This window comes from Microbacterium oxydans, assembly GCF_900095745.1.
GTDB lineage: Bacteria > Actinomycetota > Actinomycetes > Actinomycetales > Microbacteriaceae > Microbacterium > Microbacterium oxydans_B.
Genome location: NZ_FMIR01000015.1, coordinates 209,748 through 235,713, shown reverse-complemented (window position 1 = coordinate 235,713; position 25,966 = coordinate 209,748). Strand labels below are relative to the sequence as shown.

Below are 25,966 nucleotides of genomic sequence, written 5' to 3'. Positions count from 1 at the left end.
TTCACTGGAAGCATGAACACCCGCACCACCTCCCGCTCCCCGAGAGCGCGCCGCCGTCGGTTCGCCGTCGTCGCTGTCGCCCTCGCTCTCGCCGTGGTCGTCGCGTTCGCGGTGCAGCAGTCGCTGTCCGTGGCTTTCGCCGACGCCGCACGTCCCGGCACCCTCCCCGTTCCCACCGATCGGCCCGCCGAGGGCGGCGTCGGCACGGGCTCGGTCATCGCCCCGAGCGAGGCCGACGGCGTGATCCGCGACGGTGACCAGCCCACCGTGTTCGACGTCGACCGGGTGGCGGTCGGCAACCTCGATCCTGCCCTGCTCGCGGCGCTGCAGCGTGCGGCAGCGGATGCCGAGGGCGATGGCATCACGTTCCGGGTGAACAGCGGATGGCGCACGCCGGCACTGCAGGAGCGGATGCTGCAGGACGCGATCGTGCAGTACGGCTCGGAGGCCGAGGCGCGGCGCTGGGTGGCCACGCCCGAGACCTCGGAGCATGTGACGGGTGATGCCGTCGACCTCGGCCCGCTGCCCGCGCTCGACTGGCTCGTCCAGCGGGGGTGGCGCTACGGGCTCTGCCAGATCTACGCCAACGAGACCTGGCACTACGAACTGCGTCCGGATGCCGCCGACGACGGCTGTCCCGAGATGCTCGCCGACCCGACCGCCGACCCGAGGATGCAGCGATGACCACTCTTCTCACCCCCGAGCGCGTGACGCTCTCGCGCCTGCACGCACCCACCCTGCAGACGATTCCGGATGCCGTCGCCGAGAACCTGCGGCGGGTGCGGGCCGCGACGACCGCCCGCATCATGGCCGTGGTCAAGGCCGACGGCTACGGGCACGGTGCCGTCACCGTCGCGCGGGCCGCGGTCGATGCCGGCGCCGACTGGCTGGGGGTCACGGATGTCGCCGAAGCCGTCGCGCTCCGCGAGGCCGGGCTCACGGTGCCGATCCTCTCCTGGTTGAACCCCTCCGGCGTCGACGCTGCCGCCGCAGCCGAGCACCGCGTCGACATCGCGGTCGGTTCGGTCGAAGAGCTGCGGCAGCTGATCGCGGATGCCGCGGATCCGGTGCGCGTGCACCTGCAGCTCGACACCGGCATGGCTCGTGGCGGTGCGCCGCTGGAAGAGTGGGCGGAGCTGCTGCGGTTGGCGCGCACGGGGCGGGGGCGGGTAGAGGTCGTCGGGGTCATGGGGCATCTGCCGCGGGCGGACGAGGCCGATCCCGCAGCGAACGCGGCGGCGGTACTGCGTCTGCGGCAGGGGAGGGACACCGTGCTGCGCGCGGGTTTCGGCCCGGTGCTCGTGCATCTCGCCGCGACCTCCGGTGCGCTGACCGACCCGGCGACGCACTTCGACCTGGTGCGGGTCGGCGCGGGGCTGGTCGGGATCGACCCCTCCGAGACCACCGTCCTCGCCGGGGCGTCACGCTGGACCGCGCCCGTGGTGCACAGCGCACTCGTGCCGGCGGGGACCGCGGTCGGCTACGGCGGTGCGCACACCACCGACCGGGAGACGCACCTGAGCGTGGTCGGGGTCGGGTACGCCGACGGCATTCCGCGCGAGCTGGCATCTGGCGCCGGGGTGGAGATCGCCGGGACGCGGCATCCGATCGTGGGGAGGGTCTCGATGGACCAGATCGTGGTCGACACGGGACCGGCGCTCTTCCCTCGGGGCGCTGTCGCGACCGTGTTCGGGCCGGAGGGCGGGGCCGTGCCGTCGGTGCAGGAGTGGGCGCGGTGGGCGGGCAGCATCCCGCACACCATCGTGACCGGCCTCGGCGCACGCGTGCAGAGGAGCGTGGCATGACGACGAAGGTGCTGGTCATCGGCGGAGGGCAGAATCCCGAGCACGAGGTCTCCCTGGCATCCGCAGCGGCGGTGGCCGCGGCGCTGCGGATGGGCGATCACGACGTCACGTGCGTGACGATCGACCGCGACGGGATCTGGCGCGTCGAGGGGCGCCCGAACGGGGGATCGCCGGCCGAGTCGCTCGCGCTCGCGCTGCCGCTGCTCACCCGCACCGACGTGGTGTTCCCCGCCGTGCACGGTGCGTTGGGGGAAGACGGAGCGCTCGCGGCGCTGTGCGCGCTCGCCGGAGTGCGCGTCGTGGGGTCGGGGCTGCGGGCGGGGGCCATCGGCATGGACAAGTGGACGACCAAGCTCGTGGCGGATGCCGTGGGTCTCGGCACCGCCCGCGGCCGTCTGGTCGCCGCCGACGACATCGGCGACGTGGAATTCGAGGGGGAGGTCGTGGTCAAACCGGTGTCGGCGGGCTCGAGCCATGGAGTGGGCCTCGTCACGGAAGAGGGGCAGCTGCTCGCGGCGCTCGAGGAGGCGGCGGGCTTCGATCGGCGCATCCTCGTCGAGGAGGTCGTGCGGGGGCGTGAGATCGACGTGGCGGTGCTGCGCGAGAAGGGCGGCATCCGGTGGGCGGCGCCGCCGCTGGAGATCCACGCGACCGGGCTGTTCGACACGGCCACCAAGTACGACGGCAGTGCGCGGTTCACGGTGCCGGCGCAGCTCGATGCTGCCGAGGCGGCCGCTCTCAAGCGGGCGGCGATCGCCGTGTTCGATGCGCTCGGGTGCGATGGCGTCGCGCGCATGGACTTCTTCCTCACCGAGCGGGGGCCGGTGCTGAACGAGGTCAACACGATGCCGGGGCTCACCGCCGCCTCGCAGGTGCCGCGGATGTTCGCCGCGGCGGGCGTGACCTACGTCGACCTGGTCTCGCGACTCGTGCGCGCGGCCTCGTGACCGCGCCGGCGCCACGGGTCGGATGGCCGGATGTCGCGAAAGGCATCTGCATCCTGCTCGTCGTGCTCTGGCACGTGGTCACGAAGGTCGCGGTCGGTATCCCGGGCGCGGGGCCGGTGACGGATGCCTGGGTGATGCTCAACGCGCAGCTGCTGCCGCTGCGCATCCCGCTGTTCTTCCTGGTCTCCGGGATGTTCGCGGCGCGGGCGGTGTTCGCCGCGAGCGGTGGCTCCTGGCGGCGTCGGGCCGGGCGTCTCGCGCTGCTCTACCTCGTGTGGGTGCTCATCCAGACCGTCGTGCTCGCGCTCACGCCGGAGTTCGACACGGCCCGGGCGACCAGCGGGTGGGAGCTGCTCGCGCAGCTCACCATCAGTCCGACGAACCTCTGGTACCTGCTCGCGCTCGCCGTGTATCTCACGGTCGGGCGGCTGACGCGCGGGCTCCCGACCGTCGCCGTGCTGTCGGTGGCATTCGTGATCGCCGCGGTCGCCGGGGCGGGTCTCCTTCCTGATCTCGGCAACCTGTGGCAGCTGGTGCAGAACCTGTTCTTCTTCCTCGTCGGGCTGCGGCTGCGGGCGATCGTCGAGCACTTCGCGAGGCTGAGTGGCGTGGGCGTCGCGGTCGCGCTCGCCGCCGGGTACGCGGGGGCACTCGCCGTCGTCTCGGTGCTCGGCATCCGGCTCGTTCCCGGTACATGGCCGCTGCTCTGCCTGGTCGCGGTGGCATTCGGGGTTTCGCTCAGCGTGCTCCTCGACCGGCACGTCGAGGTTGTCGCGCGACCGCTGCGGTGGATCGGCCGACGGACCCTGCCGATCTACGTGCTGCACATGATGCCGCTGGCACTGATCGACGCGGGGCTGCATGCTGCCGGGTGGCGGACGACACCGGTGCTCGAGGCCGTCGGCCCTCTCCTGCTGACGGCGGTGGTGGTCGCGATCTGTCTGGCCGTGCACGCGCTGCTCGTGCGCTGGGGTCTCGCGGCGCTGTTCGATCCGCTGCGGGTGACCGACCGGCTCATGGTCCGCATCCGTCGATGAACCCCTCGACAACCGCGGGGCGACGGCGGACCATGGAGTCATGGCGGCCTTCACAGCGGACAACGCATTCAGCGGTTTCAGCGTCGACGACATCGACGCGGCGAAAGAGTTCTACGGCACGGCCCTCGGCCTCGACGTCGAGGTCAACGCGATGGGGTTCCTCGACCTGCGGCTGCCCAGCGGCGGGTCGATCCTCGTGTACTCGAAGCCGAATCACACGCCGGCGAGCTTCACGATCCTGAACTTCCCGGTGGCGGATGTCGACGCCGCGGTGGACGAGCTCATCGCGCGGGGCGTGCAGACCAAGATCTACAGCGACGAGGAGTTCCCCTCCGATGCGCGCGGCATCGTCCGCGGCAACGGACAGGGGCCGGACATCGCGTGGTTCCGCGACCCGGCCGGCAACGTGCTCGCGGTGATGCAGGCCTGATGCGGGCAATGCGCTGAGGGGCAACACCTCGGGCGGAGAACTCCGCGTGGGGCGGTGATTCTCGCGCGAAGCATCCGCCCGTGAGGGAGATCTCCGCCCGAGGCGTTCGCGGGCCGCGGGCGCTACAGCCGGTCCACGCCGGTCACGGTGACGACGGCCTGACCGGCTTCGTCGGATGCGGCCAGGTCGATCGTCGCGGTGATGCCCCAGTCGTGATCGCCGGCAGGGTCGTCGAAGATCTGCCGTGCGGTCCAGGTGGCGGCGCCCTCGGTGAGGATCAGCAGCTTCGAGCTGCGCGCATCCCCGCCGGTGAGGATCTCGTCGTGGTCGCCGTAGTACCCGTCGAGGGCGTCGGACCAGGCAATGGCGCCGAAGCCGGGGTCGAGCTCGGCCAGGGCGTTCACGTCTTCTCGTGCCGCGAGCTGCACCCGACGGAACAGTTCGTTTCGCACCAGGATGCGGAACGCGCGGATGTTGCTCGTGAGGCGCTTCGGCGCGGGCGGCACGATCGGCTCGTCGGGGGCGTGCGGATCGAAGCGGCCATTGTCGACACCGGCGATCAGCTCTTCCCACTCGTCGAGCAGGCTGGAGTCGACCTGGCGCACGAGCTCGCCGAGCCACTCGATGAGGTCGCGCAGATCCTCGTCCTTCAGCTCCTCGGGGATGGTCTGCGAAGCGGCGCGGTAGGCGTCGGAGAGGTAGCGCAGCACCACGCCCTCCGAGCGCGCGATCTTGTAGTACGCGACATATTCCCCGAACGACATGGCCCGCTCGTACATGTCGCGCACGACCGACTTGGGGTGCAGCTCGAAGTCGCGGATCCAGGGCTGGGCGGCACTGAAGGTCTCGAAGGCCGCGGTCAGCAGCTCGTCGAGCGGCTTCGGGTGCGTGATCTGCTCGAGCAGCTCCATCCGCTCGTCGTACTCGATGCCCTCCGACTTCATCGCCGCGACCGCCTCACCGCGGGCCAGGAACTGCTGCTGGCTGAGCACGGGGCGCGGGTCGTCGAGCGTGGCCTCGACGATCGAGATCATGTCGAGGGCGTAGGAGCGGGTGCCCGTTCCCGCGGCCGGGTCCGGGTCGAGCAGCTCGAACGCGGCGAGGGCGAAGGGCGACAGTGGCTGGTTGAGTGCGAAGTTCGGCTGCAGGTCGACCGTGAGGCGGATGTCTCCCTCCGGAGTCTTCTCGACGATGCCGGATTCGCGGAGGGTGCGGTAGATGCCGATGGCTCGAAGCGCGAGCTCGCGCTGCCGTCTCCGCGGCTCGTGGTTGTCGTATACCAGGGAGCGCATATTGGCGAAGACGTCGCCGCCGCGGGCGATCACGTTGAGCATCATGGCGCTCGTGATCTGCATGTGCGAGGTCAAGGTCTCGGGTACCGCGTCGATGAGCTTGCGGAACGACGGCTCGCCCCACGAGACGAAGCCATCGGGCGCCTTCTTGCGCACGATCTTGCGCTTCTTCTTCGGGTCATCACCCGCCTTCTTCACGGCAGCGACGTTCTCGCTCTCGTGCTCCGGAGCCTGGGCGACGACCGTTCCGGCGGTGTCGTACCCCGCTCGACCCGCCCGCCCGGCGATCTGATGGAACTCGCGGGCGTTCAGCTGCCGCATCCGGGTGCCGTCGAACTTCGTGAGTGCGGTGAGCAGCACGGTGCGGATCGGCACGTTGATGCCGACGCCGAGGGTGTCGGTGCCGCAGATCACGCGCAGCAATCCGCGTTGCGCGAGCTGCTCGACCAGGCGCCGGTACTTGGGCAGCATGCCGGCGTGGTGCACGCCGATGCCGGCACGCAGGAAGCGGGAGAGCGTTTTGCCGAATGCGGTGGTGAAGCGGAACTCGGCGATCAGCGCCGCGATCGCATCCCGCTGCTCGCGGGTGGCGACCTTCGTGCTCGACAGCGCCTGCGCCCGCTCCATCGCTGCGGCCTGCGAGAAGTGCACGACGTAGATCGGTGCCTGCCCGGTGTTCAGCAGGTCGTCGATCGTCTCGTGGATCGGGGTCGTCTCGTAGAAGAAGTGCAGCGGGACAGGGCGCTCGACCCCGGTCACGGTCGCCGTCTCGCGACCGGTGCGCCGGGTGAGGTCGGCGGCGAGCTCGGTGACGTCGCCGAGGGTCGCCGACATCAGGATGAACTGCGCCTGCGGCAGCTCGAGCAGCGGCACCTGCCACGCCCAGCCGCGGTCGGGGTCGGCGTAGAAGTGGAACTCGTCCATCACGACCTGCCCGACGTCGGCATCCGTACCCTGGCGCAACGAGAGGTTGGCGAGGATCTCGGCCGTGCAGCAGATGATCGGGGCGTCGGCGTTGACCGCGGAGTCACCCGTGACCATGCCGACGTTCTCGGCGCCGAACACGTCGACCAGTGCGAAGAACTTCTCGCTCACCAGGGCTTTGATGGGTGCTGTGTAATAACTGCGGCGTCCCGCGACGAGGGCGGCGAAGTGTGCGCCGATCGCGACCAGCGACTTGCCGGTGCCGGTGGGGGTGGAGAGGATCAGGTTGTTGCCGGAGACGATCTCGATGACTGCTTCATCCTGCGCGGGATAGAGGCTGATGCCGGTCGACTCCGCCCACTCGACGAAGGCGAGGTAGACGGTATCCGGGTCCGCGGCGTCCGGAACGAGGGCGGGATCGAGCCGCGGTGGGGAAGTCATGGTCTCTCGATCATCCCATCCGCGAGGACAGGTCCGACCGGCCTAGGCCGAGGTGGCGGCGCGCAGGGCGATGCGGATCATGTCGCCGAAGGTCTGCTCGCGCTCCTGCGCCGTGGTCTCCTCGCCCGTGACGATGTGGTCGCTGACCGTGCAGATGGCGAGCGCGCGCCGACCGTAGTACGCCGCGAGGGTGTAGAGCCCGGCCGCCTCCATCTCGACGCCCAGGATGCCGTGCTGCACGAACGGCTCCGTGAGCTCGGGGCGGGTGCTGTAGAACTGGTCGCTCGAGAACAGCTGCCCGACATGCACGGTCGACTCGAGGTCTTCCGCCTCGCTCGCCTCCACCGCCGCGCGCAGGAGCCCGAAATCCGCGACCGGCGCGTAGTCGAGTCCGTGGAAGCGCACGCGGTTGATGCCGGAATCCGTGGATGCGCCGTTGGCGATGATGATGTCGCGCACCTTGACGCGTTCGGTCAACGCCCCGCACGATCCGACCCGCACGATCGTCTGCACGTCGTAGGAGTCGAACAGCTCGTTCGCGTAGATCGCCATCGACGGCTGGCCCATGCCGGAACCCTGCACCGAGATGCGGTGCCCCTCCCACGTGCCGGTGAAGCCCAGCATGCCCCGCGTCTCGGTGTACAGCTGCGCGTCGTCGAGGAATGTCTCGGCGATCCACTTCGCTCGCAGCGGGTCGCCGGGGAACAGGACGACGGGGGCGATCTGGCCGGGCTCTGCGGCGATGTGCGTGCTCATGGCCCCAGCGTAGCCAGCGACCCCATGCCTCAGCCGGGGGTTCCGGCGAGCCCCAGGGCGGTGATGAGTTCGTACGCTGCCGAGCGTGCCTGCACGATGACGGTGCCCACCTGGACGCCGGCCGCCGACACCGACAGGAGCAGCTGGCCGTACGGCGCGAGCACGAAGCTGAGCAGCGAGAGTTGGCTCTGCCCGATCGACACCGACACGACGGCCGACAGGCTCGGTTCCGCCCCGCCGGAGATGATCTCGGCCTCGGCCCTGGCGACGCCGAACAGCGAACCGTTGATCGCCGCCAGCCGCTCTCCCGTCTCGTCCGGGGTGCCGACGGAGGCGATGTGCAGGCCGTCGGCGGTCGAGAGGACAGCCGTCGTCAGCTCGGGGAAACGCTCTTGCAGATGACGTAGTCGGGTGAGCGCGGCCTGGCTGACGACGTTCGACCAGAGCGCCCAGTGGGCCGCGATCTCGGGATGCATGAGCACGGGGTCGCCCGCATAGGTCGCGTCGTCCCGGTGTGCGGCGTCGTTCGCGAGTGGGGGGTGGTCTGTTCGGTTGTGTGTGTTCACGACTCTTCTTCCGGAAGGTCAAGGGCCACGCAGGCGACTCGCATCACGCTGTCGCGATCGCGGGCGTCGGCGGCATGAACGCGGTTCGTGGGGATCCCGTATCGCGCCAGGACCTCGGCGAGCTCCTGGCGCACCGTGCCCAGCGCGTCTTCTGCGCAATGGCTCACCGCGATGACCATTCGATGGCTGTCACCCGCGAACCGCGGTATCCAGGCGGCGGCGTCGGCGGCGAGGTGTGGCCGGTCGGCACGCAGCCAGAGCAGGATGCGCGTGTCTGCCGTCGAGGATCGGCGTCGGGCGGGCGCGAAGCGGTCTTGCCCCGGAACCCCGATGAGCGTGACGGCGATCTCGGGCGTGGGTTTCCACGCGCCGTAGTCGAGGCCCACCGTGGTGGTGGTCTTCTCGCCGTCGCCGTACTCCGCGGATCCGGCCGAGATCGGAACGTCGGTGTCGACCGGCGGGATGTCGCTCAGTGCCCGGACGGCGGTCGTCTTCCCTGCCCCGACCGGCCCGGCGAAGATGAGCCGGTAACGGTTCGGCAGATTCACGTGCCGCCAGCGCGCGCGCCGCATCGGTGTCTCCACCGACGCGGAGCGCACCCACGAGATCTCCTCGAGGCCGTCGCTGCGCACGGCCTCCCTGGTCAAGCGTTCAGGGCCGCCACGTGGCGGTTGACGGCAGAGCGGAGAAGCGCGAGGTTGGTCGCCTGGCGGTCGGCAGCGAGATAGATGAACATCTCGGGGGTGATCATCTTGAGCAGGTGGAGCTGCGTGTCGAGCGTGAGCAGCATGTCTTCGAAGGTCGCGTCGAGACCGAGCGCCTCGATCGTGCGCATCTTGTTCTTGACGATCTCGCTGTTGTAGGCGCTGGCCACGTCGAGGTCGAAGTCCGGTCGGACCGAGCTCGAGGCGAGCGGCATCCCGGACTCCAGATCGACGACCGATGCGCCGATGAAGCCGTTGATGTCGTGCGCGATGTCGGCGATGAGTGTGTTCAGGTCGTCTTGCGTGGTCATGATGCTCCCCAGGTCGTGTCGCGCGCGGCAGAGACCGCCCCATGCGATCACCCCAGAGCCCCCGCGACTCATAAAGTGTATAACGTTACTGGCTCAAATGCGGAATCGTGGCGGGACACGCCTGCCGGTCACCGAGGCGGATGCCGCACCCGCCCACACCGAAGGAGATCTCGCGCAATGAAGGAGTGGATGCCGGATGCTCTCCTTCAGAGCGTGAGATCTCCTTCGCGCCAGGTGGGTGGCAGCACGCAGCAGCCCTGAACCAGCTCAGCCTTCGAGGCGCCGCACGAGCTCGCCGATCCACAGCGGGGCGAACGGCGAGGTGCAGCCGGGGGCGGTGGGGTAGTCGGCCAGGACCTGCAGGCGCTCGCCGATCTCCAGCGCCCTCGCGCGGTACGCCGGGTGGTAGATGCCGATGTTGGCGAGGGTCTCGTTCATCGCCCACTGCAGACGCTTCGGAGCATCCTTCAGATCGCGCTCGATCAGGTCGAGCAGATGCGGCAGGTCCAGGCCGTCCGAGTCTTTCATCACCCGCACGGTCGTGAGTGACCAGGCGGCCGCGGCCACAGTGGGGTCGGCGTCGTCGAACCAGCGCAGCCGCAGCTCTTCCGCGAGCGGGGTCTTCTTGGCGACGTAGTTGACGAACCAGTCGTTGACCTTCGGCGGGCGGGTCTCTCGCAGCATGGCGTCGAGCTCGTCGGCGGTGAAGTCACGGGGGCGGCAGATGAGAAGGGCCAGCAGTCGCGCCGGGGTCTCGCCGGTCGCCCACAGCTCCTGCGCGAGCGGCTGGTCGGTCTTGATCCGCTTCGCGAGCGCGCGCATCCGGCTGAGGTTGATGCCGTGGTCGTCGCCGCGTTTCTCGTTGGCGGCGCGCATCTTCGGATCTTCGAGTGCGGCGAGCTCGCCGAGCGCCTCCGCGACGGTCATGTCGGACATGCCACCAGCGTAGGCGCGTCGCGCTACGGTCAGTCCTCGTCGAGCAGTTCGCCTCGGATGCGGCGCAGGTCTTCCATGAGCGAGCCGATCAGGATCCAGTGCTGCGACGACGGCGGCCGGATCACGAGTGGCGCGGTGAGCGCGGGGATCGCGCTGGTCATCGTGTCGGGCTCGGGCGACGCCTCGGCGATCTGCACGGCCAGGCGCACATCGTGCCCGGCTCGCCGCAGCTGTTCGGCGATCGCGGTGACGGCGGGCTCTTCACCGATCGTGTCGTCGTAGTGGTCGAAGTACGCGCGGGTCATGCCGATCGTCTGGGTCACGATCGGCGACAGACGCTCGAGCAGCTCCCGCATCTCCTTCAGCTCGCTGCGATGGGTCGAGCGCCGCGGGTTCAGGGTGAGCGACTCCTCGCCCGCGGCGATGGAGGCGTCGGCGGCGTCCTTCATCGGACGCAGCAGTCGCACCTCCAGCATCAGCTCCTGCAGCTGTGCGGCCGTCTGCGGCTGCGGCAGCGCGACGGCCAGGCGATCGAGGCTGGCGGCGAGCTCCCGCCCGAGCAGTCCGACGTCGCGCCGTGCGGGGGCGACCAGCACCGGAGGCACGATCAGCGCGTTCACGACGATGCCGATCACCACCCCGATCAGGGTCTCCACGATGCGCGCGAACGCGTACTCCGGGCTCGACGATCCGAGCGCCAGCACGAGCATCGCCGAGATCGCGACCTGGTTGCCGGTGCCGGGGGAGGCCCGGAAGATCCACGCGACCAGCATCGCGACGACGATGGCGAGCAGCACGATCCAGCTGGGCGACCCCAGCAGCAGGCCGAGCGCGACGGCGATCACGACGCCGGCGATCACCCCGATGCTGCGCTCGAGCGCCTTCGACAGCGACTGGTTCACGCTGGGCTGCACGACCAGGAGCGCGGCGATCGCGGCGAACACCGGGAGCTGCGCGGGGAACACCCATCCCGCGATGAGCCACGCGGCGATCGTCGCTGCGGCCGACTTCACGACCTGCAGCAGCGGAGAGCGCTGGGAGGCGCGGATCGCGGCGGGGATGCGCATGTCCTCAACGGTAGTCCCGTGGTGCCGCGGATGATCGTCGTCCGACGACGCGGCTGTCAACCCCGTCGCCGATCCTCGTCGCAGCGGGCTGAATAGGACGACACGAACGACGAGAAGTGAGGAGCATCACATGGTGCAGATCATCGAGACCATCGACGTCGACGTCCCCGTGCGCACGGCGTACAACCAGTGGACGCAGTTCGAGAGCTTCCCGAAGTTCCTCGACGAGGTCGAGTCGATCACTCAGATCGACGACACCCACACGCATTGGAAGGTCCAGGTCGGCGGCGCGACCCGCGAGTTCGACGCCGAGATCACCGAGCAGCACCCGGATGAGCGCGTCGCGTGGAACAGCACCGGCGGCGAGACCGAGCACGCCGGTGTGGTGACGTTCCACAAACTCGACGACACGTCGACCCGTGTGACCGTGCAGCTGGACTGGGCGCCGGAGGGGTTGCTCGAGAAGCTCGGCTCCCTCGTCGGCGCGGGCGGTCACGCCGTCAAGAAGGACCTGCAGAACTTCAAGGAGTTCATCGAGGGTCGCGGCGTCGAGACCGGATCCTGGCGCGGCGACGTCGACGCCTGAGTTCGAGCCCCAGGTGGCGAGGCCCGGATGCAGCTCCTGCATCCGGGCCTTGCTGCGTCATCGTTGTACGATCGCGCCATGACGAAGACCACATTCAAGCCGGGTGACGAAGTCATCACTCCGCGTTCGCGGGGAAGGGTCATCGATATCTGCGCGACGCCCTCCGGGCAGTTCATCTTCGGCATCGAGGACGAGACCGGAGAGGTCACCTACTTCACCCCCAAGGCTCTGCAGCACGCCTGACGGGGCGGCCAGGGCTCGAGTCGCGAGGCCGGGTGCGCGGGATCTTCCGCGCGTCCGAGGGGAGTGCTTGCATGGGCTCATGGAGCGGGACGAGAAGCTGCGCGGCGAGACGAGGGCCGTCTGGGCGACCGCGGTCTGCTTCGTCGTCGGTGCCGTCGCGGGCATCCTTCTCCTGGGCGGGGATGCGCGCCCGCTCACCGGTCCCGGGTCGGTGGCGCTGCCGGTGGCGGCGATCGCCGGGATCGTCGCCGCAGCCGCGTTCCTCGTGAGCACGCTGATGCACCGTCGCGCGGAGACCGGGCCGATGCCGCGCTGGCAGGCCGTGGTCTCCGACCTCTCGACCGTCGCGCTCACCGTCGCTTTCGGAGCGGTCACGCTGATGGGGGTCCTGCTCGCGACCGAGATCCTCGCGGTCGGCCTCCAGGGTCTGCAGCTCGCGGCGGTCGGCGGCGGCCTGCTCGCGGGTGTCGCCTCGGCCGTCGGTGGTCGCTTCGCGTTCGGCGCCGGCATCGGTCTGCGCACCGCCGACCTTTCCGCGCTCCTGTTCGGATTCCTCGTGATCGGCACGCTCTTCGCCATGGTCACCTCGGCCGACCCCCGCTGGTGGGAGCAGAACTTCTCGCAGCTCGGGTCGGGCTGGGCCTTCAACGGCACGCTCGTCGTCGCGGGCCTCCTGATCGCGGCCGTCGGCTCGTACATCGGCCGCGACCTGCACCGGATGCTCGGCGACTCCGCTCTGCGGCGCATCGCCGTGGTGGTCGCGCTGTGGGCGGCGACCGGTGTCGCGCTCGCGGCCGTCGGTCTGCTGCCCCTGCACCGTGTGCCCCTCCCGCACGACATCGCCGCGTTCGCGACGCTCATCCTGTTCCTCGGATCTGCGGCCGCGACCGTGACCGCCGTCCCCGCTCCTCCCCGTGCGCTGCTGATCACGTCGATCGGCGTCGCCCTGCTCATCGTGGTGGCCGTCGTGCTGTGGGTCCCGTTCGGCCTGTACTCGGCCACTGCCGTCGAAGCCGTCGTCGTCGGGCTCGGACTGCTGTGGATGGCGACGCTCGTGCGGGTGCTGGCGATCCTCGTGCCGGCGCAGTCCCGCCCCTCGGCCCGTCGGTCGCCGCTGCGCGCCGAGTCTCCGCAGGCCTAGGCATCGCGATCCCTAGACCGCGGCATCCCTAGTCATCGGCGGCAGAAAGATAGGGAATCCGTCCGATGTCGGCCGGGCACCTCAGAGCGGAGTGTAGGGATACCGCACACCGCCGAGGAGATCCCATGTTCGAGCACACGTTTTTCACCGAGCAGTACACCGGTTACCAGCAGGAGGAGATGGAACGCGCAGCCGCGCGGCGGCGCATGCTCATCGAGCACGCCGACCAGATCGTGCCCCGTTCCCCGGGGGCGGTGCGTCGGACGCTGACGCGCATTTTCCGTGGATCGACGGCCAGCACTGTGGGTGCACGCGACGCGGGCCGCAGCGCCACGAACGCGCGTCCCGGCGTGGGGCACGCGGCCTCGGAGCGGGCGAGCTCCGGATGCGAGCCGACGGCGGCACCCGCACGGTGAGCATCGTCGTCGCGGAACGCGCCCCCGGTGTCGGTGGAGGGTGGGACGATGAATCCATGCCTTCCTCCGCACCGAGCGCCGCGATGGTCGGCCGTGCGGCCGAGCTCTCCGAGGTGCGCCGGCTGTTCGAGGGTGTGCGCGAGGGCGTTCCGGCGGCGCTGCTCGTCGAAGGCGAGGCGGGGATAGGCAAGTCCCGGCTGCTGCGCGAGTTCACCACCGAGATCGAGCACACCGCCGACGTCCATGTGGGCTGGTGCCTCGACCTCGGGGCCTCCCGCACTCCCTATGGCCCGCTCACCGGCATCCTCCGCTCGATCGTCACGCGCATGGGCATCGAACGGGTGCGTGAGTCGGTCGGCGTGGGCGCCGAGGCGCTGGGGATGCTGCTGCCCGAGCTCGTCGACGCTCCGACCGATCGCGAGCGCACCAGCCCCGAGCGCCTCCGCGACGCCATCGCCTCGCTCATCGAGGCGGCCGCCGAACGGGCCCCGCAGGTTCTCGTGGTGGAGGACCTGCACTGGGCCGATGATTCGACGCTCGCCATCCTCTCTTTTCTCCTGCGCGCGCTCGACCGCGGGCGCATTCTGCTGCTCCTCACCTGCCGGAGCGATGACGTGCGGCGCGGGGATGCCGTGAGTCGCTTCATCGGCGAGGCCACGCGCGCGCGTCTGCTCGAGCGCCTCACGCTCGCCCGGCTCGACGAAGCCGCGGTGCGGGAACTGGCCGAGCAGATCACCGGCAGTCCGCTCTCCGAAGCCGCCTTCGACCGCATGCAGGAGCGAGCGGAGGGCGTGCCGTTCTTCGTCGAAGAGATCGCGGGATGCTCGAACGGCCCACTGCCGGATGGCCTCCGCGACCTGTTGCTGGCCCGATTCGATCGGCTCGGCGACGCTGCGCAGCATGTCGTCAAGGTCGCATCCGGTGCCGAGCGCCCGTTGTCGCATCCGCTGATCACCCGTCTCGTCGATGTCCCGGAGCAGCAGCTCGACGAGGCGATCCGCGAGGCGACGCGCAGCGGCATCCTGGTCGTGGTCGACGACGACTACCGGTTCCGGCATGCCCTCCTTCGTGAGGCTGTGCACGACGATCTGCTCCCGGGTGAGCGCGCCCGGCTGCATCGCGCCTATGCCGAGTCGCTCGAGGCCCAGGGTGCGGGCAGCGACACCGGCGACGCTGCCGCGCTGGCGTACCACTGGCAGCTGGCGCAAGACGACCGCAAGGCGCTCGTCGCCGCCGCCGATGCGATGCGCCATGCGAAGTCGCAGTACGCGTTCGCGACCGCCGCCCGCTTCGGCGAGCTTGCGTTGGAGCTGTGGCCACTGGTCCCCGATGCGGCTGCTGCGGCGGGCGTCGAACGCCTCGATCTGCTTCTCGTGCTGGGGTCGATCCTCCGCAACGCGGGCGACGGTGAGCGGGCGCTCGCCGTCGCGAACCTCGCGCTCGCCGAGGTCGACCCCGAAACGGTCGATCCGCGTCTGCACGCGCGACTTCTGCGCAACAAGGCGCTGTACCTGGTCAACCTCGGGCGTCTCGGCGCGATCCCGCTGCTGCAGCAGGCCCTGGCCATCGCCGAAGAGCACGTCGACGACGAGGTCTTCCGCGCCGAGCTGCTCAATCAACTCGCGAGTCGCCGCATGATCGCGGGCGACCGTGAAGAGGCGATCCGCCTCGCGGATGAGGCCGAGCGCGGGGCCGCAGGGGCGCAGTCCACGGATCAGCTGTCGATCGCCGCGAACGTCCGCGGCGGCTCTCTCGCGCACCTCGGCGAGGTCGAGGCGGGCGTGCGCGAATACGAACGTGCGCGGGAACTCGCGACAGGCTCCAACGCCGAGATGCGCTACCGCGTCAACTACTCCGATCTGCTCACGCTGCTCGGCCGCTACCGTGAGGCCGTCGAGGTCGCCGAAGAGGGGCTGCGCCGGGCGCGCGAGCTCCGCGTCGAGCGCACGTCGGGGTCGATCATGGCGCAGAACATGGTCGTGCCGCTGCTCGAACTGGGCGAGATCGACCGGGTCGAAGAGATGCTGTCACGCGACTTCGTGCAGGGCACTCTGCGGGTGTTCCGCATGTACATGAGCATGACCCATGTGCGGGTGCTGGCCTGGCGCGGCCGGTCATCCGAGGCGGCGGAGATGCTGCAGAGGTGGCTGCCGGCGTTCGAGGAGACCGGCATCTCGGAGCGGCAGATCTGGTACGACCGGGTGATGATGACGGTCGCGGTGGCCGAGAGTGCGGGCGACCTCCGCGGCGCGCTCGACACGATCCTCGAGATGCTCCGCGATGAACGGCCGGCACTGCTGCACCAGCGGCGACTGATGCTGCAGGGCGGGGCACTCCTCGCCGAGCTGCGGGCAGAGGGGTCCGAGGTCGCCGATGCGGCCGAGGTGATCCGCACCGCCTGGCTCGCGCAGCCCGCACAGCTGCAAGACGACGCCTGGTCGACGATCCTCGTGGCCCTGCTCGACCCTCAGCCCGACTCGCTCGATGCGGCGCTGCTGTGTGCCGACGGCGACGATGTTCCGGTCACCTTCCGCGTCGTGCTCCGGCTCGAGCAGGCGCGGATGCGGGTGCACGACGGCGACCGTGCGGGTGCGTCGACCGTGCTGGCCGAGGCGGCCGAGATCGCCGAGGCCCTGGGGCATGCGCAGCTGCAGGCCGCCGTCGCCCGTTTCGCGACCGACGCGGGGCTCGGGCTCCGCCTCGTCGCGGAGCCTTCCGCCGACGCCGACCCGCTGACAGCGCGGGAGAAGCAGGTGCTCGAGCTCATCGCCGAGGGGCTGAGCAACCGCCAGATCGGCGAGCGGCTGTTCATCAGCGTCAAGACCGTGAGCGTCCATGTGTCCGCCGTACTGCGGAAACTCGGGGTCAGCACACGCACCGAGGCGGCTCTTCTGCAGAAGAATCCGTCGCACAGTGCTTCTGGTCAGCCTGCCGTGGTAGCGTGACTGTGCGCGCGTCTCGGATGTTCCGATTCGGCGTAGGCCGTGTAAACGGCTAAGTCAACAGAAAGTAGAAACACATGGCCACTGGCACTGTGAAATGGTTCAACGCGGAAAAGGGCTTCGGCTTCATCGCTCCCGATGACGGCTCGGACGACCTTTTCGCCCACTACTCGGCTATCGCCGGCTCCGGTTTCAAGGAGCTCCGCGAGAACCAGAAGGTCGAATTCGACGCTGAGCGTGGCCCCAAGGGCATGCAGGCGGCGAACATCCGCGCTCTCTGAGCGCGCGCTGACTTCCTGAAGCCGGCCGGATCCTCACGGATCCGGCCGGCTTTTTCTGTGCCCGCAGCTGCGCGGGGTACCGGGACTCGAAGTGAGGTCGCCCTAACCTCCGTGTTAGATTAGGCCAGGCTTACCAAAGGCTGGGCGCACCTCTCGCGCCGCCCCCTCACCCCGAACCCCGAAGGGAACGCCTGTGCGCACCTCTCGAATCCTCGCCATCGGCGCGGCCGCTGCACTCGCGGTCGGCCTGTCCGCCTGCGCCTCCTCCGCGCCGGAATCGACCGGCACCGCCGGTGGCAACCCGGCCTCGGCAGATGCCTTCCCCGTCACGGTGGAGCACGCCTACGGCGAGACCACCATCACCGAGAAGCCCGAGCGCATCGCGACGGTCGCCTGGGCAAACCACGAGGTGCCGCTGGCGCTCGGCATCGTCCCGGTCGGCATGAGCAAGGCCTCCTGGGGCGACGACGACGGCAACGGCGTGCTGCCCTGGGTCGAGGAGAAGCTCGACGAGCTGGGCGCCGAGACGCCGGTCCTGTTCGACGAGACCGACGGCATCGACTACGAGGCCGTGGCCGACACCGAGCCCGACGTGATCCTGGCTGCCTACTCCGGTCTCTCCCAGGAGGAGTACGACACCCTCTCCAAGATCGCCCCGGTCGTCGCGTTCCCGGAGGTCAAGTGGGGCACCTCGGTCGACGACATGATCGAGATGAACTCGAAGGCACTCGGCCTCGAGGATGAGGGCGACGCACTGATCGACGAGCTGCACGCCGACGCCGAGGCCGCGCTCGAGGCGAACAGCGAACTCAAGGACAAGAAGGTCCTGTTCGCGTACCTCGACCCGGCCGACCTGAGCCAGATCGGCTACTACACGGCGATCGATACGCGCCCCGGTTACCTGCACGACAACCTCGGTCTGCCGTTCCCGTCGATCGTGGAAGACACCGCAGACACCGAGAAGTTCGACCTGACGGTCAGCGCGGAGGAGGTCGCGAAGTTCGCCGACGTGGACGTGTTCGTCACCTACGGCGACGACGCGCTCATCGCTCAGCTCCAGGCCGACCCGCTGCTGTCGAAGATCCCGGCCATCGCCGAGGGCCGCATCGCCATCCTCCCCAACGCGACGCCGGTCGCCGCGTCCGCGAACCCGTCGCCGCTGTCCATCCCGTGGGGCCTCAGCGACTACCTCGCACTCCTGGCTGCGCCGCTGTCGAAGTAGCCGTTCGATCCGCATCAGCGGAGTGAATCCCCAGTGACCTCAGCAACCGTCATCGCCCCCGCACCGGGAGCCGCAGACCTGCGGCGCCCGGTGCTGGTGCGCACCCTCTGGCTGCTCGTGGGGCTCGTGGTCCTGGTCATCCTCAGCATCCTGTCGATCTCGTTCGGTGTGCGCGCGGTCTCGTTCGACGACATCGTCGCGGCCCTCGGCGGCCACACCGACACGATCTCCCAGGCCGCGATCGTCAAGCGCATCCCGCGCACGGTCCTCGCCCTCCTCGTCGGCGCCGCGCTCGCCCTCTCCGGTGCCACGATGCAGGCCGTGACCCGCAACCCCATCGCCGATCCCGGCATCCTGGGCGTCTCGAACGGCGCCTCGCTCGCGGTCGTCTGCGGCATCGCCTTCTTCGGGCTCAGCAACCCCTACGGGCAGATGGGGTTCGCGATCGCGGGGGCCGGGATCGCCGCCGTCTTCGTCTACACGGTCGGCTCCCTCGGGCGCGGGGGCGCGACGCCGCTCAAGCTCGCCCTCGCGGGGGCGGCGACCTCGGCGGCCTTCGCCTCGCTGATCAGTGCGGTGATGCTGCCCCGCGTCGACCTGCTGCAGACGTTCCAGTCCTGGCAGATCGGCGGCGTCGGCGGTGCGGAGTGGCCCCGCATCGCGCTCACCGCGCCGGTGCTCGCGGTCGGAGCCCTGATCTGCTTCCTCAGTGCGCGCGGCATGAACTCGCTCGCCCTGGGCGACGACATGGCCAAGGGCCTCGGTGAGCACGTGTTCCGCACGCGCATGATCTCGGCGCTCGGCGCGGTGATCCTCGCGGGAGCCGCGACGGCCATCGCCGGGCCCATCGGCTTCGTCGGCCTCATCGTCCCGCACATGTGCCGGATGCTGGTGGGCACCGATCACCGCTGGCTGCTGCCGTTCTCGGCCATCGCCGGTGCCGCGCTGCTGACCGCGAGTGACATCATCGGCCGCGTGATCTCGCCCTCGTCGGAGGAGATCCAGGTCGGCATCATCACCGCCATCATCGGCGCCCCGTTCTTCATCTGGATCGTCCGTCGGCAGAAGGTGCGTGAGCTGTGAGCACGACCGAGCACACCGAGCACACCCTCGACCGCGCCGACGAGCCGGCATCCGCGCGGATCGCACGCATCGTCGCGGGACGTCGCGCGCGCCACCGCCGCCACGCGATCGCGACGATCGTGCTCGGCATCCTGCTGCTCGTGCTGTTCACGGTCGCCCTCATGGTGGGCAACACGTTCTACCCGCTCGACGAGGTCATCCGCGTGATCCTGGGCGAGACCGTGCCCGGAGCGTCTTTCACCGTCGGCGATCTGCGGCTGCCCCGGGCGATCCTGGCCGTCCTCACCGGGATCGGCTTCGGCATGGCGGGCGTCTGCTTCCAGACGATGCTGCGCAACCCGCTCGCCTCTCCCGACATCATCGGCATCTCGAACGGCGCCGGGGCGGCCGCGGTCTTCGGAATCGTCGTGCTGTCGGTGAACGGGCCGGTGGTGTCGCTGCTCGCCCTCGGCGGTGCCGTCGTCACCGCCTTCGCGATCTACCTGCTCTCGATCAAGGGCGGCTTCGCCGGCACCCGCCTGATCCTGATCGGCATCGGCGTCGCCGCGATGCTGCAGAGCGTCATCTCGTACATGCTGTCGCGCGCCGCGAACTGGGACATCCAGACCGCGATGCAGTGGCTGACCGGAAGCCTCAACAACGCGTCGTGGGAGCGGGTGCTGCCGATGGCGATCGCCGCGGCCGTGATCGTGCCGCTGATGCTGTCGCAGGGCCGCGCGCTCGGCGCCCTCCAGCTCGGGGACGACTCGGCGGCCGGCCTCGGGATCCGGGTCAACGCCACGCGCCTGCTGCTCATCCTCGGAGCGGTCGCGCTGCTCGCCTTCGCGACGGCGGCCACCGGTCCTATCGCGTTCGTCGCGTTCATGGCCGGACCCATCGCCGCCCGCATCACGGGGCCGGGTGCCAACCTGCTCCTGCCGTCGGCGTTCGTCGGGGCCGTGCTCGTGCTCGGCGGTGACCTCATCGGCCAGTTCGCCTTCGGCACCCGCTATCCGGTCGGCGTCGTCACCGGCGTGGTCGGCGCTCCGTACCTGATCTACCTCCTCATCCGCACCAACCGCTCCGGGGGTTCGCTATGACCGTCTCGCACAGCCTGTCCGCCGAAGGCGTGAGTCTGGCCTACGGCGACCGCACCGTCGTCGACGGCCTCGACCTGCAGATCGCGCCCGGGCGCATCACGACCATCGTCGGGGCCAACGGATGCGGCAAGTCGACGCTGCTGCGCTCGCTCGCCCGCCTGCTGTCGCCGACCGAGGGCCAGATCGTGCTCGACGGAAAGTCCGTGCACGCCCGGCCCACCAAGGAGGTCGCCCGCATCCTCGGCCTGCTGCCGCAATCGCCCGTGGCACCGGAGGGCATCGCGGTGGCCGACCTGGTCGGGCGGGGACGGCACCCGCACCAGAAGATGCTCGCGCGGTGGAGCACTCACGACTACGAGGTGGTGGCCGACGCCCTCGACGCGACCGGCATCACCGACCTCGCCGACCGCAGCGTCGACGAGCTCTCCGGCGGACAGCGGCAGCGCGTCTGGATCGCGATGGCCCTCGCGCAGGAGACCGACATCCTGCTGCTCGACGAGCCGACGACCTTCCTCGACGTCGCGCACCAGGTCGAGGTCCTCGACCTGCTTACCGACCTGAGCGTCTCGCGCGGCACCACCATCGTCATGGTGCTGCACGACCTCAACCTCGCGGCCCGCTACGCCGACGAGCTGGTCGCGATGAAGGACGGCCGGGTGCACGCGACGGGCGCCCCGCAGGACATCGTCACCGCACAGCTCGTCGAAGAGGTCTTCGGCCTCGCCAATCAGATCACCATCGACCCGGTCTCCGGCAAGCCGATGGTCACACCCATCGGGAGGCATCATGTCCGCTGAGACGACCACCACCGAGCGTCCGACCTACATCCTCACCCGCGCCGAGGTGCGCGCCGTCGTCCGCGTCTCGCCCTCGTTCGTGCGCGTGACATTCGGTGGCGACGACCTGTTCGAGTTCGGCACGCCCGGCGAGGTGTTCGACAGCCGCATCAAGCTGGTCTTCCCGCCGGCATCCGGCATCCTCCCCGAACTCGATCGAGCCTCGGACAACTGGTGGCAGTCGTTCCTCGCGGTGCCGGAGGAGGAGCGCGGCTCCATGCGCACCTACTCCGTGCGCGAGCTGCGGGTCGATCCCGAGACCGGCACCGAGGTGGACGTCGACTTCGTGCTTCACCTCGAGCCGGGGCTCACCGGACCCGCGTCGCTCTGGGCGAGTCAGGCCGCGGTCGGGCAGGAGCTCTACCTGGTCGGACCGCGGCGGGGCGTGGACGTGGAGGCCCACGGCGGCGCCGAGTTCGCGCCGGGCACCGCGGCATCGGTCGTGCTCGCCGGCGACGAGACGGCGGCTCCCGCCATCGCCCGCATCCTGGAGGACGCGCCCCGCGACCTGCGCGGAGTGGCCTTCATCGAGGTGCCGTCGCCCGCCGACATCCTGCGCATCGACGTGCCGGCCGGTGTCGAGGTGCACTGGCTGCCGCGCGACGCGGGTGACCCGCACGGTCTGCGCTTGATCCCCGCGGTGCTCGGCTACCTCGGAGACGCCGACGCCGCCGAGGAGATCCGGGTGAAGGACATCGACGGCGAAGATCTGCTCTGGGAGACGCCGGACTACTCCGGCCTCGGGGAAGAGATCGACCGGGCGGATGCTCCGGCCGAGCGCTACTTCTGGATCGCGGGGGAGAGCGGCGTGGTCACTACCCTGCGCCGCCACCTCGTCAAGGACCTCGGCGTCGACCGCGGGCAGGTCGCGTTCATGGGCTACTGGCGCCGCGGCGTCGCGATGCGGGGCTGACATGACGACGACAGCGCCCCACGCCCTGCAGGGCGAATCCCTCGTGCTCGGATACGGCCGAGCCCGGGTGGTGCACGACGTCTCGCTGCGCCTCGCGCCCGGACGGGTCACCGCCCTCATCGGACCGAACGGCAGCGGCAAGTCGACCGTCCTGCGCGCCCTCGCCCGCCTGCACCGCATCGAGGCGGGGAGGGTCCGCATCGGCGGCGACGAGACGCGTGACGCGGCCGCCCTCTCGGCGAAGGAGTTCGCCAAGGCCGTCGCGATGCTCTCGCAGTCGCGGCCGCATCCGTCCGGGATCGAGGTCTCCGACGTCGTGGCGTACGGCCGCCATCCGCACCGGGGCCGTTTCTCTGGCGTCAGTGACGCCGACCGCGCCGCCGTCGCGCGGGCGCTCGAACTGACCGGACTCCGCGCCATGGCCGCCCGCCCCGTCGACCAGCTCTCGGGCGGCGAACTGCAGCGCGTGTGGCTGGCGACCGCGCTGGCGCAGGAGACGGGCGTGCTGCTCCTCGACGAGCCGACCAACCACCTCGACCTGCGCTACCAGGTGGAGACGCTCGACCTGGTGCGCGAGCTCGCCGACGACCACGGCACCGCCCTCGGCGTCGTGCTGCACGACCTCGACCACGCGGCATCCGTCGCCGACGACGTGGTGCTGCTGCACGCCGGTCGAGTGCACGCGGCGGGCACCCCCGCCGAGGTGCTCACGGGCGAGAACCTCTCGCACGTGTACGGCCTGCGGATCGACACCGAGATCGACGAGGAGACCGGCCTCGTGCGCGTGCTCCCGCGCGGTCGTCACCACGGCCGGCACCGCGCCCGCGCAGCATCCTGAACCCCCTCACCCCTCCCGGAGGAAGAACCGAATGAAGAAGAAGCCCCTCGCCCTGATCGCCCTCGGCGGCGCGCTCGTGATGGCCCTCGCCGGCTGCGGCACCACTCAGGCCCCCGCCGCCTCCGACTCCGATGCCTCGGCCTCGACGAGCGCGGGCTGCGGCGACGACACCACCGCGACCTCGACGGGCGCCGTCTCCGTCACGGATGACCTCGGCCGCACGGTCGAACTCGACAAGCCCGCCGAGCGGATCGCGGTGCTGGAGTGGCAGCAGATCGAGGATGCGCTGTCGCTGTGCGTCACCCCGGTCGCGGTCGCCGACGCCGAGGGCTACAGCACGTGGGTCACCGCGGAAGAGCTCCCGGAGGGTGTGACCGATGTCGGCACCCGCCAGGAGCCGAACCTCGAGACGCTGTTCGGCACCGAGCCCGACCTCGTGATCGTCGAGGTCAGCGCCGCGGACGACCCCATCGTCTCCCAGCTCGAGGCCTACGACGTGCCCGTGCTCGCGACCATCGGTGCGGATGCCGCCGACCCCATCGCGAAGATGCTCGGCACGCTCGATCTCATCGCCCAGGTGACCGGCCGCGAGGAGCGCGCCGAGGTCGTCGCCGACGAGTTCCAGGCGCACCTCGACTCGGCATCGGCCGAACTCGCGGATCTCGACCTGCCCACGAAGGAGTTCGTGTTCTTCGACGGCTGGGTCGACGGCGGCAACGTCGCGCTGCGCCCGTTCGGTCAGGGCTCGCTGGTCGGTGAGATCGGCGAGAAGCTCGGTCTCGAGAACGCCTGGACCGGCGAGGTCGACCCCACCTACGGCCTCGGCCAGACCGACGTCGAGGGCATGACCACGGTCGGCGACGCCAGCCTGTTCTACACCGGCACCGAAGACCCCGAGTCGGAGAGCTTCATCGACGCCCTGCAGGACAACCCGGCCTGGACCTCGCTGCCCGCCGTGGCCGATGACCGCCTCACCGCGTTCCCCGCCGGGATCTGGACGTTCGGCGGACCGCGCTCCACCCAGCAGATCATCGACGGCTACGTCGAGGTGCTCTCGAAGTGACGGATGCCCTTCGCCTCGACGACGCGGCGGCCACGACGGAGCCGGCGCGCCCGGCTCCCGGCGTCGCGCCCGACGGGGCGGAGGGGCGCAGGCCGGGCGCCCTGCTGACGGGCATCGGCGTGCTCGTCGCCCTCGCGGTCGTGCTCGTCGCCGTCGCCTGCTGGCATCTCACCCAGGGCACGAGCGGCGCCGTGTTCGCCGATACCGAGGTGCTGTGGGGGTCTAGGGTTCCACGCCTCGCCGCGGGCATCGCCGTGGGGGTGGCGCTCGGCGTGGCCGGCATCCTCCTCCAGTCGCTCGCCCGCAACGCTCTGGCCTCGCCGGACACGCTGGGCGTGACCGCGGGAGCCTACCTCGCAGTCACGGCCCTCGCGGCGTTCGGCATCGCGGTGCCGGTGTGGGCCTCGGGGGCTGTCGCGTTCGCCGGCGGCCTCATCGCCGCGGGGATCGTGCTCGGCCTCGCCGGTGGCGCGGGGTCGTCGACCACGCGGCTGATCCTCGCGGGCACGGCGCTGGCCCTCGCGTTCCAGGCCGGCACCTCGACCCTGCTCATCCTCTTCGACGAGGAGACCAAGGGTCTGTTGGCGTGGGGAAGCGGCAGTCTGTCGCAGCTGGGGCTGACCGCGTTCCTGCAGGCGGCACCGGTCGTGGTCGTGGTGACGGCGGCGGCCCTGCTGCTCGCGCGGCGGTTCGACATCCTGGCGCTCGGCGACGACACGGCATCCTCCCTGGGTGTGCCGATCCGCTCGACGCGGGCCATCGGCATCCTGCTCGCCGTCACGCTCACCGCGGTGTCGGTGACGCTCGCGGGGCCGATGGGCTTCGTCGGGCTGTGCGCGCCTGTGCTCGCCCGCCTGCTGACGCGGGTGGTGCCGAGTCTGAACCGCCACCTGCTCCTGATCCCGGCGGCAGGTCTTCTCGGCGCGATCGTCGTGATCCTCTCGGATGCTCTGCTGCGGGCGATCATCGGGGCCGAGGCGGCGATCCTCATCCCGACCGGTGTCGCGACCACGCTCCTCGGAGCGATCGTGCTCGTGCTCATGGCGCGGCGCCTGCGCGATGCCGGGCCGACGCGAGAGCCTCCGCGGGTGCGGTTCGGCGTGCGCAGCCGACTCCGCTTCCGCATCACCATGGCGATCGTCGTGCTGGGGGTGATCGGGGTACTGGTCCTCGGCCTGCTCGCCGGGCACACCTGGCTGCTCACCGGCGACATCGCGCTGTGGCTGCAGGGTGAGGCTCCGCCCGCGATCGCCTTCGCGCTGGACGAGCGGGCGCCGCGCATCGTGGCCGCGGTCGTCGCCGGTGGGGCGCTCGCGCTGTCCGGCGCCATCATTCAGGGGGTGAGCCGGAACCCGCTCGCCGACCCGAGCATCCTCGGCGTCACGGGCGGCGGCGGCCTCGGCGCGGTGCTCGTGATCACGAGTGCCGTCTCCTCCACCGCGGGCATGATCGCGGGTGCCATCGCCGGTGCGCTGTTGGCCTTCGCCCTCGTGTACCTGCTGTCGTGGCGCGGCGGCTTGAACGCCGACAGGTTCCTGTTGATCGGCATCGGCGTCTCGTACTTCACCGTGTCGCTCACGACCTTCTTCCTGCTGAGGTCGAACCCCTGGGACACCCCGAAGATCTACACCTGGCTGTCGGGCACCACGTACGGCCGGGTGTGGGAGCAGGTGCTGCCGCTGGCGATCGTGTTGGCCATCGCGCTGCCGTTCGTGGTGATGAGCCGTCGTGAGCTCGACGTGCTGTCGCTCGACGAGGACACCCCGCGGCTCGTCGGCATCCGCCTCGAGCCCGTGCGGCTGACGCTGCTGGTCGTGGCGGCGGTGCTCGCGGCCCTCAGCGTGACGGCGATCGGTGTGATCGGCTTCGTCGGGCTCGTCGCCCCGCATGCGGCGCGCGCACTCGTCGGTGCCAGGCACGCCAGGGTGATCCCGGTCGCGGTGCTGCTGGGCGGTCTGCTCGTCGGAGTCGCGGACACCATCGGGCGTACGGTCATCGCCCCCGCCCAGCTGCCCGCCGGACTCGTGGTCGCGCTGATCGGAGCCCCGTACTTCGTCTGGCTGCTCTGGCGCTCGCGCGACGCGTAGCCGTGTCGCTTCCGCCGTCG

26 protein-coding genes are annotated in these 25,966 nt (G+C 70.3%); 19 read left to right on the top strand and 7 right to left on the bottom strand.

What is annotated here, in order from left to right:
* Positions 1 to 12 precede the first annotated feature (12 nt).
* From BQ2383_RS09185 to BQ2383_RS09165, 5 genes are read left to right on the top strand one after another with little or no spacing between them, the layout of a single operon-like run.
* Complete coding sequence (locus tag BQ2383_RS09185; protein ID WP_091032810.1) at positions 13 to 684, top strand: M15 family metallopeptidase; 672 nt, start codon at positions 13 to 15, stop codon at positions 682 to 684.
* The gene (gene alr / locus BQ2383_RS09180; RefSeq protein WP_091032809.1) at positions 681 to 1,805 is read left to right on the top strand and encodes an alanine racemase; all 1,125 of its coding nucleotides are present in this window, start codon (positions 681 to 683) and stop codon (positions 1,803 to 1,805) included. The genes BQ2383_RS09185 and alr overlap by 4 nt, the downstream gene beginning before the upstream one ends.
* Positions 1,802 to 2,752 (top strand): D-alanine--D-alanine ligase family protein, encoded by a 951-nt coding sequence (locus tag BQ2383_RS09175; RefSeq protein WP_091032807.1) that lies wholly within the window; start codon positions 1,802 to 1,804, stop codon positions 2,750 to 2,752. Before alr ends, BQ2383_RS09175 begins: the two co-directional genes overlap by 4 nt.
* Positions 2,749 to 3,789: an acyltransferase family protein gene (locus BQ2383_RS09170; RefSeq protein ID WP_091032805.1), complete on the top strand. Its 1,041-nt coding sequence runs from the start codon at positions 2,749 to 2,751 to the stop codon at positions 3,787 to 3,789. The genes BQ2383_RS09175 and BQ2383_RS09170 overlap by 4 nt, the downstream gene beginning before the upstream one ends.
* A 40-nt stretch (positions 3,790 to 3,829) precedes the next feature.
* Positions 3,830 to 4,219 carry a VOC family protein gene (locus BQ2383_RS09165; protein WP_091032803.1) on the top strand — a complete coding sequence of 130 codons (390 nt, stop codon included), beginning with the start codon at positions 3,830 to 3,832 and terminating at the stop codon, positions 4,217 to 4,219.
* Between the two features lie 122 nt (positions 4,220 to 4,341).
* Here the strand turns inward: BQ2383_RS09165 and BQ2383_RS09160 are convergent, their stop codons facing one another.
* The 7 genes from BQ2383_RS09160 to BQ2383_RS09130 all read right to left on the bottom strand — a co-directional run bounded on the left by BQ2383_RS09160 (position 4,342) and on the right by BQ2383_RS09130 (position 11,216).
* Positions 4,342 to 6,876 (bottom strand): DEAD/DEAH box helicase, encoded by a 2,535-nt coding sequence (locus BQ2383_RS09160; RefSeq protein ID WP_091032801.1) that lies wholly within the window; start codon positions 6,874 to 6,876, stop codon positions 4,342 to 4,344.
* A gap of 42 nt (positions 6,877 to 6,918) precedes the next feature.
* Positions 6,919 to 7,632, bottom strand: a complete 714-nt coding sequence (deoD, locus tag BQ2383_RS09155; protein WP_091032800.1) for a purine-nucleoside phosphorylase — start codon at positions 7,630 to 7,632, stop codon at positions 6,919 to 6,921.
* A 29-nt stretch (positions 7,633 to 7,661) separates the two neighbouring features.
* Positions 7,662 to 8,198, bottom strand: coding sequence for a roadblock/LC7 domain-containing protein (locus BQ2383_RS09150; protein WP_091032798.1), 537 nt, complete (start codon positions 8,196 to 8,198; stop codon positions 7,662 to 7,664).
* Positions 8,195 to 8,845, bottom strand: coding sequence for a GTP-binding protein (locus tag BQ2383_RS09145; protein ID WP_140403326.1), 651 nt, complete (start codon positions 8,843 to 8,845; stop codon positions 8,195 to 8,197). Before BQ2383_RS09145 ends, BQ2383_RS09150 begins: the two co-directional genes overlap by 4 nt.
* Entirely contained in the window at positions 8,842 to 9,213 is a 372-nt protein-coding gene (locus BQ2383_RS09140) for a hypothetical protein (RefSeq protein ID WP_091033288.1), read from the bottom strand. The genes BQ2383_RS09145 and BQ2383_RS09140 overlap by 4 nt, the downstream gene beginning before the upstream one ends.
* Before the next feature lie 267 nt (positions 9,214 to 9,480).
* Positions 9,481 to 10,149, bottom strand: a complete 669-nt coding sequence (locus tag BQ2383_RS09135; RefSeq protein WP_091032793.1) for a DNA alkylation repair protein — start codon at positions 10,147 to 10,149, stop codon at positions 9,481 to 9,483.
* 29 nt (positions 10,150 to 10,178) lie between these two features.
* The gene (locus BQ2383_RS09130) at positions 10,179 to 11,216 is read right to left on the bottom strand and encodes an FUSC family protein (protein ID WP_091032791.1); all 1,038 of its coding nucleotides are present in this window, start codon (positions 11,214 to 11,216) and stop codon (positions 10,179 to 10,181) included.
* A gap of 130 nt (positions 11,217 to 11,346) precedes the next feature.
* Here BQ2383_RS09130 and BQ2383_RS09125 point away from each other — a divergent pair, with 130 nt between their 5' ends.
* From BQ2383_RS09125 to BQ2383_RS09065, 14 genes are all read left to right on the top strand, one after another.
* A complete protein-coding gene (locus BQ2383_RS09125; protein WP_091032789.1) occupies positions 11,347 to 11,802 on the top strand; it encodes an SRPBCC family protein in 456 nt (151 codons plus the stop codon).
* A gap of 78 nt (positions 11,803 to 11,880) precedes the next feature.
* The gene (locus BQ2383_RS19350; protein ID WP_167381581.1) at positions 11,881 to 12,045 is read left to right on the top strand and encodes a hypothetical protein; all 165 of its coding nucleotides are present in this window, start codon (positions 11,881 to 11,883) and stop codon (positions 12,043 to 12,045) included.
* A gap of 79 nt (positions 12,046 to 12,124) precedes the next feature.
* On the top strand, positions 12,125 to 13,186 hold the full coding sequence (locus BQ2383_RS09120; protein ID WP_140403325.1) for a DUF998 domain-containing protein: 1,062 nt from the start codon (positions 12,125 to 12,127) through the stop codon (positions 13,184 to 13,186).
* 125 nt (positions 13,187 to 13,311) lie between these two features.
* Positions 13,312 to 13,602 carry a hypothetical protein gene (locus BQ2383_RS09115; RefSeq protein WP_091032787.1) on the top strand — a complete coding sequence of 97 codons (291 nt, stop codon included), beginning with the start codon at positions 13,312 to 13,314 and terminating at the stop codon, positions 13,600 to 13,602.
* A gap of 56 nt (positions 13,603 to 13,658) precedes the next feature.
* Entirely contained in the window at positions 13,659 to 16,547 is a 2,889-nt protein-coding gene (locus BQ2383_RS09110; protein ID WP_167381580.1) for a helix-turn-helix transcriptional regulator, read from the top strand.
* Positions 16,548 to 16,621: 74 nt separating this feature from the next.
* Positions 16,622 to 16,825, top strand: coding sequence for a cold-shock protein (locus BQ2383_RS09105; protein ID WP_017831237.1), 204 nt, complete (start codon positions 16,622 to 16,624; stop codon positions 16,823 to 16,825).
* Between the two features lie 193 nt (positions 16,826 to 17,018).
* On the top strand, positions 17,019 to 18,047 hold the full coding sequence (locus BQ2383_RS09100) for an iron-siderophore ABC transporter substrate-binding protein (protein ID WP_091032782.1): 1,029 nt from the start codon (positions 17,019 to 17,021) through the stop codon (positions 18,045 to 18,047).
* A gap of 33 nt (positions 18,048 to 18,080) precedes the next feature.
* Complete coding sequence (locus BQ2383_RS09095) at positions 18,081 to 19,130, top strand: FecCD family ABC transporter permease (RefSeq protein WP_091032779.1); 1,050 nt, start codon at positions 18,081 to 18,083, stop codon at positions 19,128 to 19,130.
* Entirely contained in the window at positions 19,127 to 20,209 is a 1,083-nt protein-coding gene (locus BQ2383_RS09090; RefSeq protein WP_091032777.1) for a FecCD family ABC transporter permease, read from the top strand. The genes BQ2383_RS09095 and BQ2383_RS09090 overlap by 4 nt, the downstream gene beginning before the upstream one ends.
* Positions 20,206 to 21,006: an ABC transporter ATP-binding protein gene (locus tag BQ2383_RS09085; RefSeq protein WP_091032774.1), complete on the top strand. Its 801-nt coding sequence runs from the start codon at positions 20,206 to 20,208 to the stop codon at positions 21,004 to 21,006. Before BQ2383_RS09090 ends, BQ2383_RS09085 begins: the two co-directional genes overlap by 4 nt.
* Positions 20,996 to 21,958, top strand: coding sequence for a siderophore-interacting protein (locus tag BQ2383_RS09080; protein ID WP_091032770.1), 963 nt, complete (start codon positions 20,996 to 20,998; stop codon positions 21,956 to 21,958). Before BQ2383_RS09085 ends, BQ2383_RS09080 begins: the two co-directional genes overlap by 11 nt.
* Position 21,959: 1 nt before the next feature.
* Entirely contained in the window at positions 21,960 to 22,796 is an 837-nt protein-coding gene (locus BQ2383_RS09075; protein WP_091032767.1) for an ABC transporter ATP-binding protein, read from the top strand.
* A 31-nt stretch (positions 22,797 to 22,827) separates the two neighbouring features.
* Positions 22,828 to 23,859, top strand: coding sequence for an ABC transporter substrate-binding protein (locus tag BQ2383_RS09070; RefSeq protein WP_091032764.1), 1,032 nt, complete (start codon positions 22,828 to 22,830; stop codon positions 23,857 to 23,859).
* Positions 23,856 to 25,946, top strand: a complete 2,091-nt coding sequence (locus BQ2383_RS09065) for an iron ABC transporter permease (protein WP_091032762.1) — start codon at positions 23,856 to 23,858, stop codon at positions 25,944 to 25,946. The genes BQ2383_RS09070 and BQ2383_RS09065 overlap by 4 nt, the downstream gene beginning before the upstream one ends.
* Positions 25,947 to 25,966: the final 20 nt, after the last annotated feature.

Bases quoted from the DNA above. Each gene is read 5' to 3' on its own strand.
- BQ2383_RS09105 (WP_017831237.1), top strand. From the start codon at position 16,622: ATGGCCACTGGCACTGTGAAATGGTTCAACGCGGAAAAGGGCTTCGGC.
- BQ2383_RS09135 (WP_091032793.1), bottom strand. From the start codon at position 10,149: ATGTCCGACATGACCGTCGCGGAGGCGCTCGGCGAGCTCGCCGCACTC.
- BQ2383_RS09085 (WP_091032774.1), top strand. From the start codon at position 20,206: ATGACCGTCTCGCACAGCCTGTCCGCCGAAGGCGTGAGTCTGGCCTAC.
- alr (WP_091032809.1), top strand. From the start codon at position 681: ATGACCACTCTTCTCACCCCCGAGCGCGTGACGCTCTCGCGCCTGCAC.
- BQ2383_RS09125 (WP_091032789.1), top strand. From the start codon at position 11,347: ATGGTGCAGATCATCGAGACCATCGACGTCGACGTCCCCGTGCGCACG.
- BQ2383_RS09140 (WP_091033288.1), bottom strand. From the start codon at position 9,213: ATGACCACGCAAGACGACCTGAACACACTCATCGCCGACATCGCGCAC.
- BQ2383_RS09080 (WP_091032770.1), top strand. From the start codon at position 20,996: ATGTCCGCTGAGACGACCACCACCGAGCGTCCGACCTACATCCTCACC.
- BQ2383_RS09185 (WP_091032810.1), top strand. From the start codon at position 13: ATGAACACCCGCACCACCTCCCGCTCCCCGAGAGCGCGCCGCCGTCGG.
- BQ2383_RS19350 (WP_167381581.1), top strand. From the start codon at position 11,881: ATGACGAAGACCACATTCAAGCCGGGTGACGAAGTCATCACTCCGCGT.
- BQ2383_RS09070 (WP_091032764.1), top strand. From the start codon at position 22,828: ATGAAGAAGAAGCCCCTCGCCCTGATCGCCCTCGGCGGCGCGCTCGTG.
- BQ2383_RS09130 (WP_091032791.1), bottom strand. From the start codon at position 11,216: ATGCGCATCCCCGCCGCGATCCGCGCCTCCCAGCGCTCTCCGCTGCTG.
- BQ2383_RS09110 (WP_167381580.1), top strand. From the start codon at position 13,659: ATGCCTTCCTCCGCACCGAGCGCCGCGATGGTCGGCCGTGCGGCCGAG.
- BQ2383_RS09115 (WP_091032787.1), top strand. From the start codon at position 13,312: ATGTTCGAGCACACGTTTTTCACCGAGCAGTACACCGGTTACCAGCAG.
- BQ2383_RS09160 (WP_091032801.1), bottom strand. From the start codon at position 6,876: ATGACTTCCCCACCGCGGCTCGATCCCGCCCTCGTTCCGGACGCCGCG.
- BQ2383_RS09075 (WP_091032767.1), top strand. From the start codon at position 21,960: ATGACGACGACAGCGCCCCACGCCCTGCAGGGCGAATCCCTCGTGCTC.
- BQ2383_RS09175 (WP_091032807.1), top strand. From the start codon at position 1,802: ATGACGACGAAGGTGCTGGTCATCGGCGGAGGGCAGAATCCCGAGCAC.
- BQ2383_RS09165 (WP_091032803.1), top strand. From the start codon at position 3,830: ATGGCGGCCTTCACAGCGGACAACGCATTCAGCGGTTTCAGCGTCGAC.
- BQ2383_RS09120 (WP_140403325.1), top strand. From the start codon at position 12,125: ATGGAGCGGGACGAGAAGCTGCGCGGCGAGACGAGGGCCGTCTGGGCG.
- deoD (WP_091032800.1), bottom strand. From the start codon at position 7,632: ATGAGCACGCACATCGCCGCAGAGCCCGGCCAGATCGCCCCCGTCGTC.